This is a genomic window from Virgibacillus sp. DJP39 (genome assembly GCF_049310925.1).
Classification (GTDB): Bacteria; Bacillota; Bacilli; order Bacillales; family Amphibacillaceae; genus Virgibacillus_F.
The window spans coordinates 1-11,936 of sequence record NZ_JBMERP010000093.1 but is presented as its reverse complement, the minus strand read 5'-3'; the positions used below and the strand labels follow the sequence as shown (position 1 = coordinate 11,936).

Annotated in this window: 10 protein-coding genes; 4 read left to right on the top strand and 6 right to left on the bottom strand. The window is 38.5% G+C overall.

The window, feature by feature from the left end; all coding sequences use genetic code 11:
* Positions 1-143 precede the first annotated feature (143 nt).
* Positions 144-1,862 carry a DNA-binding protein gene (locus tag ACOI1D_RS19015; RefSeq protein ID WP_422503485.1) on the bottom strand — a complete coding sequence of 573 codons (1,719 nt, stop codon included), beginning with the start codon at positions 1,860-1,862 and terminating at the stop codon, positions 144-146.
* Between the two features lie 143 nt (positions 1,863-2,005).
* Here ACOI1D_RS19015 and ACOI1D_RS19010 point away from each other — a divergent pair, with 143 nt between their 5' ends.
* The 3 genes from ACOI1D_RS19010 (at position 2,006) to ACOI1D_RS19000 (ending at position 4,864) form a co-directional block, all read left to right on the top strand.
* A complete protein-coding gene (locus ACOI1D_RS19010) occupies positions 2,006-3,046 on the top strand; it encodes a C45 family autoproteolytic acyltransferase/hydolase (RefSeq protein WP_422503483.1) in 1,041 nt (346 codons plus the stop codon).
* A gap of 330 nt (positions 3,047-3,376) precedes the next feature.
* Complete coding sequence (locus tag ACOI1D_RS19005; RefSeq protein ID WP_422503481.1) at positions 3,377-4,051, top strand: TerC family protein; 675 nt, start codon at positions 3,377-3,379, stop codon at positions 4,049-4,051.
* Between the two features lie 141 nt (positions 4,052-4,192).
* Entirely contained in the window at positions 4,193-4,864 is a 672-nt protein-coding gene (locus tag ACOI1D_RS19000) for a hypothetical protein (RefSeq protein WP_422503479.1), read from the top strand.
* Positions 4,865-4,916: 52 nt separating this feature from the next.
* Here the strand turns inward: ACOI1D_RS19000 and ACOI1D_RS18995 are convergent, their stop codons facing one another.
* The 5 genes from ACOI1D_RS18995 to kynU all read right to left on the bottom strand — a co-directional run bounded on the left by ACOI1D_RS18995 (position 4,917) and on the right by kynU (position 10,577).
* The gene (locus ACOI1D_RS18995; protein WP_422503478.1) at positions 4,917-6,254 is read right to left on the bottom strand and encodes a CoA-disulfide reductase; all 1,338 of its coding nucleotides are present in this window, start codon (positions 6,252-6,254) and stop codon (positions 4,917-4,919) included.
* A 72-nt stretch (positions 6,255-6,326) separates the two neighbouring features.
* Positions 6,327-7,670: a sodium-dependent transporter gene (locus ACOI1D_RS18990; RefSeq protein ID WP_422503476.1), complete on the bottom strand. Its 1,344-nt coding sequence runs from the start codon at positions 7,668-7,670 to the stop codon at positions 6,327-6,329.
* A 115-nt stretch (positions 7,671-7,785) separates the two neighbouring features.
* A complete protein-coding gene (kynA, locus tag ACOI1D_RS18985; RefSeq protein WP_422503475.1) occupies positions 7,786-8,634 on the bottom strand; it encodes a tryptophan 2,3-dioxygenase in 849 nt (282 codons plus the stop codon).
* Positions 8,635-8,676: 42 nt separating this feature from the next.
* A complete protein-coding gene (gene kynB, locus ACOI1D_RS18980; protein ID WP_422503473.1) occupies positions 8,677-9,306 on the bottom strand; it encodes an arylformamidase in 630 nt (209 codons plus the stop codon).
* The gene (gene kynU, locus ACOI1D_RS18975; RefSeq protein ID WP_422503471.1) at positions 9,306-10,577 is read right to left on the bottom strand and encodes a kynureninase; all 1,272 of its coding nucleotides are present in this window, start codon (positions 10,575-10,577) and stop codon (positions 9,306-9,308) included. The genes kynB and kynU overlap by 1 nt, the downstream gene beginning before the upstream one ends.
* Positions 10,578-11,327: 750 nt before the next feature.
* On the opposite strand from kynU, the gene ACOI1D_RS18970 reads away from it, so the two are divergent.
* On the top strand, positions 11,328-11,936 hold a 609-nt coding region (locus ACOI1D_RS18970), incomplete at its 3' end, for a Na+/H+ antiporter NhaC family protein (RefSeq protein ID WP_422503469.1).

The window sequence follows — 11,936 nt, the reverse complement described above, 5'->3', positions numbered from 1 at the left end:
CCTTGTGGTGCTCGATATCTGGTGGTTGGTGCTCGATTTTGGCCGGAGAGCGCTCGATTTCGACCAAACGGTGCTCGATTCTGGCCGGAGGCACGCGGTCCCGACAATCGGACAACCACCGCTATCTTAAACAAATACAGTTATTACTCGGTCAATCCTTCAATGGTTATTGTCTCTACAATACCAGTTCCATTATCACGAATATTTGCTTCAAGTTCCACCTGGTCTCCTGCTTGTAAAAATAGAGCAAGTGGGGACTTTCCGGCAGTGATCGTATAGATTGTTTTATCTCCTTTTAGTAAAAACTGAACAACCTGACCATTCTTTTGAGTGGATACTAACACACGGTTTACTACTCCAGAACGATCTTGTAAAGGCGTTTCTCCTGATGATGACACATTACTTGGATCCTGCAGCAACTGGAGTCTGTATGCTTCCAGTGTCTCGCGGGCTGTATCTCCGAATACCACAAAATCAGAGTCTGATGCTTTAATGTACGCATACTTTTTAAAGAGACCATTTGGATCTAATACATTTACCACCCAAGTTGGGTTACCGTCGATATTATATAAAACCGGCATAGACCCTTCCCAGTTTTTCTCAGGGAATTCTTTGTTAACAATTTCTTTTGCTCCAGTGCTGTCCATAATTCCATTATTCTTTTTGCCGTTGTAATAGGTTAACTCACCAGTGCGGGCATTGATTAATGTGTAACCAAGTGCGGAATCAATGTTCTCTTTTGGTGATGTTAAATCCGTAAAATAGAACATACGGCCAGTTTCATTAAAGATTGGTGTAACACTGCTTTCCGTGCCTGATTCGTTTGGAATCTTAACATCCTTCTTTCCAAAGATGGAATTCAGCCAACCATGGACATATTTACCGAAGTACTCATTTACATCGGCAGCCATTTCAGAGCTGACTGAGCCATCTACAAATTCAGGTGCTTTACTAGTTGCATAAAGGTTGATATCGCCTGATTTAGGATCAACTACTGCTACTTTTAAGTTTTCTAAGTTCGGTTTATACGTTAGCCCAATTGGCTTAAATAAAGTTTGAACATACCAGGGCTTTCCATCTTGGTCGACCTCTATTTGTGCTTCACCACTCTGAATATAGCTTGGATATGCACCATAAATAACCCGTTCAATATACTTACCAAAATAACTTGAGTTTGTATATGTCATCTTATTTTGAACGTACTCTGGCTGTGCATTAACATTGGTCGCGGAAATAGTGAAGTATCCTTCTGTTTCTTTACCACGAAACCACTTCCAGAATCCGGTAAATTCAACCGGCCCAACAAAGACAATTTCCTCATCTATCTTTTGAACCTGGAGCTTTCCTAAGTCATAAAATTGAGTGTTTGGAATGACACTCATCGACTTTTGCATCTTGTTTCGAGCAAACTCTGGTGACACAGTTATTGGTGTGTCATCCTTGCTTAATGGTTTAGCTTCCTCAACTTTATGCTGACTGATAGAATCATAGGAATCATCCAAAGTGAATATACCTAATACGAAAAAGGTAGGCAAAACTAAAACAACGCCTATAACCAGTAATCCTAAAGTGGCCTCAAATGGTCCGTTACGCTTTGTCTTACCTGGTGTTTGCGTCATCCCATAGGATAGAAACACACCGACAACTGCCAATACCAAGTTTGCAATTATCATGTTAGCTATTGTCATTGGTAGTAGGACAAAATAATTAGCAATGCTTGCAAAAGCTAATAATGTAATGAAAACAAAAACTGCTGGTTGGACAGTAATTTTTTTCATTTTCTTATTCTTGAACATGAGTATAATGGATAATACAGTATATAAAATTAATGATAATACCGCGGTTAGTAATATGCCTGTCATGTAGTCACTCCTAATTTTTATATTCCAATGTCTATACGTGCAGCCCATACAAATAGTTTCAAAAAAAGATAAACAACTTCTTTCCTTTCTAAAATGAAAACCATTAAACTAGTACTACCAAAGATTAAGTGGGGTAATTTAAAATGAAGAAAATATATAGTGACATATTCCAATTTCGTGGCAGCCATTATGATTTTGGTTTTCAACAGGGTATTGATTTAAAGGGATCGCTCACAATTCAAAATAGAAGAAAGCAGTGGAAGACACGCAAGGCTCGATTTGTGATAAATGAAAAGGCTGTAAAAGAAGCGTTGTTACCATATGCACCAAAAATTTGGGATGAACTTGTCGGGCTCAGTGATGCTCTGGAATGGCCAATTGATGAGGTGTTAAAGGAATTTGGTGGTTATCGGCTAGAATATGTACGCTCAGGCTGTTCTATTTTTACAAGTGAAGACTATATGATAAGAAATTATGATTACCAACCCAAAACATATGAAGGCAGATACATGATCTATCAACCGAACGATGGTGGTTATGCTGTGATTGGTCCGTCACAACGGGTCACTGGACGTATGGATGGGATGAATGAAAAAGGATTAGTACTAGGCTATAACTTCATTCATCGAAAAAATCCAGGTGACGGATTTATTTGTAATATGATCGGGCGTATTATTCTGGAACGTTGTGCAAGTGCGGAGGAAGCTGTTACCATGCTAAAAGAAATTCCACATCGTCATTCCTTTAGCTATATAGTAATGGACAAGCATCAAGAAACATATGTTATAGAAGCAACACCTCGTGGGGTTGAAGTCCATAAATCAAACATCTGTACCAATCACTTTGAAGTACTAAAGCATGAAAACCGAAATTATTTAGATGACTCTTATAAAAGAATGAATGCAATTAACAATTACAAAGGAAATGTATCAGATGGTTACCAGGCGTTTCGGATGATGAACGATCTGGATAAAGGTGTGTTTGCCAACGATTACCGTAACTGGTCAGGAACGATTCATACTTCGGCATATTTTCCGAAAGAAGGAAAAGTGTGGTTTGCACTTGGGGGAGATCGTGAACCTGAGGTGTTTGATTTTACTAAATGGTTAAAAGGCGAACAAATTCACCTCACTCGATTATATGGTGAAGTTGATACAGACTTATCATTTGCTCATATGGATTAATGCCAAAGTGAATAAATCCAGACCGTTTTGCGAAAGATTGTTGTATTTGACACAAAATCTATAGACTGCGACGTATGCGCTGAGTTGTTTTCCGCTGCGAATCCAGGGCATAGAACACGATTTTTAGTACGTGGCAGTTTACATCAACTGCGAATTAAAAAACAACAAAACCTTACGAAAAGAGCCTAACTCTAAGAAAGCATTCTTCATAGCTGCTGGAGATTGTTTATTTTTAATTTCATGATGAAGTTTTTCCCCTTCAATAGCATGTTTTTACTATTCGACTAATATTAGTAGGTAAGTCCGTTTAAGTAGAAAGGTGGCAAAACTTTGTTTGGAATTGAATTAACACAAGATTCTATAGTGGCATTATTAAAAATTATTGCAATCGATATCATTCTCTCCGGTGACAATGCTATTGTTATTGCGATGGCAACTAGAGGTTTACCTGAAAAGCAACAAAATAAGGCTATTGCTGTAGGTACTGCAGGTGCAGTAATATTACGAGTAGTATTTGCAATTCTAATCGTTTATTTATTACAAATTCCATTCGTCCATTTGATAGGTGGATTATTATTACTATGGATAGCATATCACGTATTGGTAGATGATGAACCTGATGCTGATATTAAGTCATCAGGAACACTTATAAAGGCAGTGGGTACTATTATAATGGCAGATGCTGTAATGAGCCTTGATAATGTTGTAGCTGTTGCAGGCGCTGCAGATGGACATATAGGAATGATTGCTATTGGTGTAGCAATCAGTATACCAATCATGATATTTGGATCAAAACTGATTGTTAAAGTAATGGACAAGTTTACGTGGATTGCTTACATTGGAGCAGCGATATTAGCATGGACAGCCGGTGAAATGATTACCCGAGATGAAGTTGTTAGTGATTGGCTGAATCTTAATAATGGATCAGCTATGTATATAATTGTTGCGTTACTTACATTAATGGTATTATTGATTGGCTATCTGCAAAATAGGCGTACTGTATAAAGATCATCAAAGTAGAGTACCTTATGGTTACTCTTTTTTGACGGTCAAAAAGGTTTTGCATAATAGATGTTTGGATAGTAGGGTATAATGGGAAAATAATAGTAGAGAAATGATATAACTACAATTTAGGAGGCTGTATAAATGAAACTCATCCAGGTAAGAAAAGGTCAATTTGTTTACTATAACAATGAACTACATAAGGTATACTCGGTTAAAGCTATGTTCAAAAAGTCTGTCCATTTATATCGACTAAAGGACATGCAACAAGTATTGTCCAAAGCCAGTGATATCCAGTTATATAAACCAAAGAATTTAGATTCATTTATTTTTTACGGAAAGAGATATACCATTGATCAAAATAAGAAGCCAGAAGCAGGAGATTATATTCTGATCGTTAAACCCGCACCTGATTTTCTTGATCATTATTCGTTAAATGAAATTGAAAAAGTTGATAATGTAGAAGATGGAAATGTGGTTACAACACGAGATAATGGTGTCAAGCATAATGAATATGTGTTGATGGTTCCTGGTAAAATGGATAATAGTCAAGATATATCATACCTGGATAAAAGTTTATTGTCGCCAAACCAGCAAGCAGACGATGAGGCGCTGGAAAATATGCCTACTATAGACACACAGGTTAAGCCAGTTGTCGGTGATATATTCCTTGATATTGAAGAAAAAACGAAAGCAATGATTGTTGCTATGACAGATGATGAAGTTGTGTTTGGACATGGTGTAACCGTTCATGTCACTAAGTTGATGGATGAAGATAAGTTTTCATTAATATATAGGTCTGAAGAGGATTTATAAAAAAATTGCTTCCCGAATTTACAAGTCGGGAAGCAATTTTTATGTTAAAACTTTATTTTTCCATAGCTTTATAACCGATAACATTGATTGGATCTTTTGGTGAGGAGTATGGTGGTGAATAGGCTAATTCTAGTTCAGCCAATTCTGTCACACTTAGTCCACTTCTAATTGCTGTAGCTAATACAGCCAGGCGTTTATCAACACCGCCTTCTCCGATTACTTGAGCTCCTAATAGTTGCCCATTAGTTTTTCTTGATAATACTTTGATACGAATTTTATCAACACCAGGGTAGTAGCCTGCATGGGTTAGTGCCTCATGTGTAATCTCTTGGTAGACAATCCCTAATTGATTAAGTGAAGCTGCGTTATGACCTGTAGTGGCTACAGTTAAATCAAATACTTTTAAGATCGCAGAGCCCAGTGTACCTTTATATGGAACCTTGTCTTTTTGAAGATAACTTGCAATAATAAATGCTTGTCGGTGTGCTGGCCAAGCGAGCGCTACATGTCTTGGTGTTTGTGTCAAAAAATCCTTTGTTTCGACAACGTCTCCTAAAGCAAAAATATGTGGATCATTTGTTTGCATAAATTCATTTACAGTTATGGCACCAGTATCATTACCAACATCAAGCCCAGCATCAGTAGCAAGCTTCGTGTTTGGAGCAATTCCAACTGCCAAAATAGTCATGTCTGCCTGTACCACTTTTCCACTATCCAAGTGCAGTGTTTTCCCTTCGTTGGTAAATGAATCAATGCCATCGTTCAGTATAAGATGGACACCTTTTGCTTTAACATGATCCTCAATCATGACAGCCATATCAGGATCAACTAGCTTCATCACCTGCTTAGAGCGGTCAATTAACGTACAATCTATACCAAGCCTGTATAAATTTTCAACCATTTCAAGACCAACAAATCCAGCTCCTATAATGGCGCAGTGATTAGGTTTACTGTCTTTAATAAACCGATGAATAGCATCCATATCTGGAATAGTGTGAAGGGAAAAAGTGATTTCGTTACGTAACCCCTTCAAATCAGGCACTATTGCATGGGCGCCAGGCGCAAGAATTAAAGTGTCGTAGGTTTCCTGGAATTCCTGATGGTTATTTATATATGTAATTTTTTTCCCCGTTCGATCAATCTCAACAACTTCGGAATGGAGATTTAATTGAACATTGTATTTGTCTGCAAAGTCATCTGAATCCCGTAACAAGTCATCACGTTCATTCACAACATCACCAATATAATAAGGCATACCACAATTAGAGAACGCAATATGCTCCCCTTTGTCAAAAATAATAATAGTGGCGTCCCGGTCCGATCTTCTAATCTGAGCAGCAACTGTTGCTCCACCACCAACTCCACCAACAATCAAAATTTTGTTCGGCATACAAATACACTCCTTCTTATATATAGTTTACCCAATTGGGTTTGATGATAAGCCGGATGAAAATGTGATCACTTATAAAAGCCCTAAAGATCTAAGGAAAACAATAATAATTGTAAGTGGTACTACCCAACGCATTAACTGAAACCAAAGTTGAAAGGTTCCGCCTGATAGTTGATTACTGTATGAAAATTCTTGTTTCATAAGTTGCTTGTTCATTTTAAATCCAATAAAGATTGAAATTAGTAAGCAACCACCAGGTAACAGTATATTACTAACCAAAAAGTCGCTTAGGTCAAAGACCGTTAAACCAAATAGCTTGAAGTTGGCCAATAGGCTTGAGGATAATGCAGCAGGAATTCCTGCCAGGAAAATGACAAATCCTGCGACCGCAGCAACTTTCTTTCGTGACCGGTCTTTTTTTGCTGAAAAAGCTGAGGTAATAATTTCGAGCATACTAAATGATGAAGTTAATATGGCAAACAGAAATAGCAGCAAGAATAAACTTAAAAACAACTCACCGAAAGGCATTTGTGCAAAAGCCTCTGGCAACACCATAAATAATAGGCCAGGTCCTTCTGCTGGTGATAATCCGAACGAGAATACTACTGGAAATATAGCAAGTCCAGCTAAGAGTGATACAATAATGTTCATAATGGAAACAGAAGCAGCAGACATTGGTAAGCTGATATCTTTCCCCAGATAGGAACTATAAGTAACCATTACAGAAAAACCAACTGCTAAAGAGAAGAATGATTGCCCAAGGGCGTATAGTACACTTTCCCCTGTTAGTTTAGAGAAATCTGGCTGAAGGAAAAATTTTAACCCCTCCATAGATCCTTCAAATGTTACCGCGCGTATAACCAATACAATAAAAAAGACGAAAAGCAGCGGCATTAGAATCTTACTTGTTTTTTCAATACCATCCTTAATTCCAAATGTGATAACAACTACATTGATTAAAATAAAGGCAGCCAGACCAATAATAGTAACAAGAGGATTCCCAGTAATCGATCCAAAAAGGGCCTCATAGTTAGCGTTTTGTTTAATGATCATCCCAGGAATGGCCAGTGTACAATAAATTAGTACCCACCCACCGACAACACTGTAAAAAGACATGAGTAGAAAGGAGCCAAACACTCCCCATTTACCTATAATCGACCATAGACCTTTCGGTGCTAGCACCTTGTATGCACTTATCGCTTCTTTCTGTGCACCACGTCCGATAATAAATTCTGCAATTAATAAAGGTAAACCAATAACGACAGTAAAGCCAATGAAAAGTAGAAAAAAGGCTCCTCCACCGTTCATCCCTGTCATGTATGGGAATTTCCATATTGCTCCTAAACCTATTGCTGCTCCGGCAGAAGCTAGTATAAACCCTAGCTTCGATGACCATTGATCTCTTTTTTCATTCATTTTTGACATCCTTTACTTGTGAAAATTGATAAATTTTAGTTCGTAATTAGTTATACAAAAATACCATGTTCTTATAGGTAAGCACAAGTGCTGGCAAAGAACATGGCCAAGATCATTATATTTTGGTTCGAATTCCCCATAATTCAGGGAAAAAGTAGTGTTCTAAAACTTTTTTCAGATAACCAACGCCGGATGAGCCTCCAGTACCGACTTTATGGCCAATGATTCGCTCAACTGTTTTCATATGTCGGAACCGCCATTGTTGAAAACAGTCTTCTACGTCAACTAACTTTTCTGCGAGTTGATAAAGCTCCCAGTTATTATCTACATTTTTATATACATCTAGCCATGCTTTTTCAACTGATTCATTCTCTGTGTATGTTTTGGAAAAGTCGCGGTCTAATACTTCTTTATCTATGTGAAAACCGTTACGTGCGAGTGCCTCGATAGCTACATCATAGAGTCCAGGGGCTATATAAGCTTCATCTAAAACCTTATATAGCTCCGGGTCCTTTTCATAAATTTTCATTATATGTGGTGTTTTGTAGCCTAAAACAAACTCTACCAGACGGTATTGGTAGGATTGAAAACCGGATGCATTTCCAAGACTGTCCCTAAACTCCATATATTCTGCAGGTGTTAACGTGGAAAGAACGTCCCAGGCCTGGATGATTTGTGTCTGAATCCTGGAAACACGAGCTAGCATTTTAAAGGAAGACTGCAATTCATCACGTTTGATAGCTTCAATGGCAGCTTGTGTTTCATGGATGATTAGCTTTAACCATAATTCACTCACCTGATGGATAATGATAAACAGCATTTCATCATGATGGCTGGATAGCCGTTTTTGACTAGACAGTAGTGTGTCTAACTGCAGATAATCACCATAAGTCATTTTCTCGATAAAGTCAGTGTGTATGCCTTCTTCTTTGTTAAAGGTCTTGTTTTCATTTGGGTCTGACAAACATAAAACCTCCTCATTCATAGTTTTTACTTGCTGTTATTGTTAATCGATTTTTCGTAACACCGCACGAACTGGACTGCCATCTGAACCCTTTATAGCTAACGGCAATGCTATTAATTCGTATTTTCCTTGCTCAATTTTATCCAACATTAGATTCTCTAAAATATTTATTCCCTCTTGATAAAGTGAATGATGTGTTGGTAGTTCCTTGCTGTCAATTGCATCTACTGAAGGCATATCAACGCCAAGTAATTTTACTCCTTTTTCTGACAGGTAATTGGCTATCCGCGGGTCAAGAACAGGAATCCTTTTCGGAAAACGAGTAGGGTCATTTGGTAGAGACGTTTTAAGCAATACCCGTTTAACACCATCAATTGTAAATTTGGCAAGTGTTTCTACAGTAACTTCCTCCACATCGCTTACATCAAGAACCAGGGCCTCTCCGACATAAAGGTTAACATCAAGCTGATCGATTGTCTTACCGTTTTCATCGAAATGAAAAGGGGCATCAACATGTGTGCCAGTGTGAACGCTAGTAGTTATCTGGCCGATGTTTACTGAACCAGAATCTTCTTTTGCAACAGTAAGCGAATAGGAGAAGGGGGTATCCTCAGGCCAGTGCGCCATATTATTTGTTAAAGGTTGTGAAACATCAATCCATTCATTTACCATTACGCTATTACACCTCGTTTGTTTTCGTATTTCTTATATCTTTCTTCCTTCATAATTGTTTTCAAAATCTGAACAGTTTCCCACACCTCTGCAAACGTGTTGTATAAAGCTACCGGTGCAAGGCGTATTCCATTTGGTGTTCGAAAATCAGGAATCACCTTTTCGGCTTTTAACGCTTTACAGATGCGAGCGGCTTCTTTGTGTTCAAGAAAAACATGTCCGCCACGCGTTGCATCATCTTTGGGATTAGCTATCGTGAAGTTATAGTCATCTAACTCTGATTCAATAAGATCCATTAGGTAATTCGTTAATTGCAGTGACTTCTTGCGTACACGATCAATTCCAACCTCCTGAAAAATTGATAAGGAACCAAGAAGAGGTGCTGCGCTAAATACATGTGGTGTGCCAATTTGATAGGCACCAGCATCTTCAGCAGGTGTGAGCGTATGTGACATATCAAACTGTTTTTCTTTTGACGAACTAAACCAACCCGCAAGCCCTGGTTCATTTCCAAAATGCTTCCGGTTTACATATAAACCCGCAACACTTCCAGGCCCGCCATTTAAGTGTTTGTAATTACACCAAAATGCAAAGTCGACCCCCCAGTCAGATAAGTGGTGGGGGATGGATCCAATAGAATGACATAAATCAAATCCAATGACGATACCACGTTTATGGGCCTCACTTGTTAACGTCTGCATATCTAAAATTTGTCCGCTTCGATACAGGACTCCAGGGAGCATGATTAATGCCACGTCATCTGTCATTTCTTTTATGATGTCAGCTGTTTCCACTGTGTTTCCATCATTGCTTTGTACCTGAATCAGATGTTCATCCGGATCATAACCTTTCAGTTTCAACTGACTTTTTAGTGCATAAATGTCAGATGGAAAATTTAATGCATCGGCTAATATTTTTGTTTTCTTTCCATGTGGCCTATAAAAGGATGAAACTAATTGATGAAGATTCGTAGTGGTAGAACCTGTAACAATGACTTCGTCCATATCTGCCCCAACAAGTGGCGCACTCATTTTGCCGAGTTTTTCAGAAAGATAAAACCATGGTTCCGCTCCTTCAGTCCAACCATCAATGGCATGTTTTTTCCATGAATCCATTAAGGTTTCCAATGAATGTTCAGCGCGTTTCGAAAGTAGACCTAACGAATTGCCATCAAAATAAATCGTTTCTTCTGGAATGTAAAATTCTTCTTGAAAAGGCTTTAATTCGTCTTGTTCATCTAAACGTTGTGCGTATAGTTTATCTGTTTTCATTTGAGACACCTCAATTTGCTGATTAATGATTTCTAGCTAACTAAACTATATATTTTCACAGGTGAAGTGTCAAAAACATCACCACAATTAGCACCAAGAACAATGCAGCTTGGTGTTCGTTTATTAATTTTTATAATAAAAGAGGGATTTCTTAAATAAGTATAGAATACTAAGAATAATCTAACATTTGGGAGGGGGGAGTTAGAAGTAGTGGTTCAATTATAAAGACAAGGGCTGTTTTCTAATAGATTGTTGTTTAAGACATAAAATGTATAAACTGCGACGTAACTGCTATGTTTATTTTCTACCACTCTTTTTTAGATTGGTGCGGATCCAGCGCTTCGGAAAAACACTCGCTTTCCGTGGGGAACGCTTCAGCCTCCTCGGAGCAAAAACCGCTCACTGCGGGGTCTTCAGACTGTTCCTTTCCCACTGGAGTCTCGCATTTATCCGCAGCTTAGATAGTTTTCTTCTCAAGGGTGAAGGAGTCCCAGTCAAACATAGGGGTCATGCGCACTTTTCTTAGTGAAGGCAGAATACGAAGACTCCTACTGGAACAGCGCAAGTCCGAGGACCCCGGAAGAAGCGTTCTTTGCTTCTGAGGAGACTGAGGCCGTGCCCGTGGAAAGCAAAGCATTCTGCCGGAACGGCGGCGTCAAAAGAACTTTCACTACGTCGCACTTTTCATCAACTACGAAAATAAAAACAACAAAATTTAAGGAAAGAGCCAAGAGAAAAAGGAGGACTATCATGGAGAATACAATTTGGTCACTGGTGCCACCATTGTTAGCAATAATTATGGTGCTACTAACTAAGCGGGTACTGTTGTCACTTGGTGTCGGGATTATTGCCGCAGCTCTCTTTATTCAAAGCTTTAACGTAGCTGGTTCACTTGGATTAATTTGGGAGGCCTTTAAGGGGATTTTTGTTGCTGACGGGCAATTGAATCAGTGGAACGTATTTATTCTTTTGTTTGTTCTAATTCTAGGAATCTTAACAGCTTTTATAAGCATGATGGGTGGAACAAGGGCATTTGGAGAATGGATGATAACACGCGTCAAATCACGTGCAGGTGCTCAAGTCATGACGGCGATGTTAGGAGTTATAGTTTTTGTAGATGATTACTTTAACAGCTTAACTGTCGGGCAAGTAGCTAGACCAGTAACGGATAAGCATCATGTCTCCCGTGCAAAACTAGCATATATCGTTGACTCTACTGCAGCACCTATCTGCGTAATAGCACCTATCTCAAGTTGGGGAGCCTATATTATTGGCATAATTGGTACTGTGTTTGCAACAAATAACATAACAGAATTTAGTGCATTTGGTGCCTTTATTCAAATCATTCCAATGAACTTT

Coding starts and splice junctions, on each gene's coding strand:
- ACOI1D_RS18990 (WP_422503476.1), bottom strand. CDS start 7,670: ATGAATGAAAAAAGAGATCAATGGTCATCGAAGCTAGGGTTTATACTA.
- kynU (WP_422503471.1), bottom strand. CDS start 10,577: ATGAAAACAGATAAACTATACGCACAACGTTTAGATGAACAAGACGAA.
- ACOI1D_RS19010 (WP_422503483.1), top strand. CDS start 2,006: ATGAAGAAAATATATAGTGACATATTCCAATTTCGTGGCAGCCATTAT.
- ACOI1D_RS19000 (WP_422503479.1), top strand. CDS start 4,193: ATGAAACTCATCCAGGTAAGAAAAGGTCAATTTGTTTACTATAACAAT.
- ACOI1D_RS18995 (WP_422503478.1), bottom strand. CDS start 6,254: ATGCCGAACAAAATTTTGATTGTTGGTGGAGTTGGTGGTGGAGCAACA.
- kynB (WP_422503473.1), bottom strand. CDS start 9,306: ATGGTAAATGAATGGATTGATGTTTCACAACCTTTAACAAATAATATG.
- ACOI1D_RS19015 (WP_422503485.1), bottom strand. CDS start 1,862: ATGACAGGCATATTACTAACCGCGGTATTATCATTAATTTTATATACT.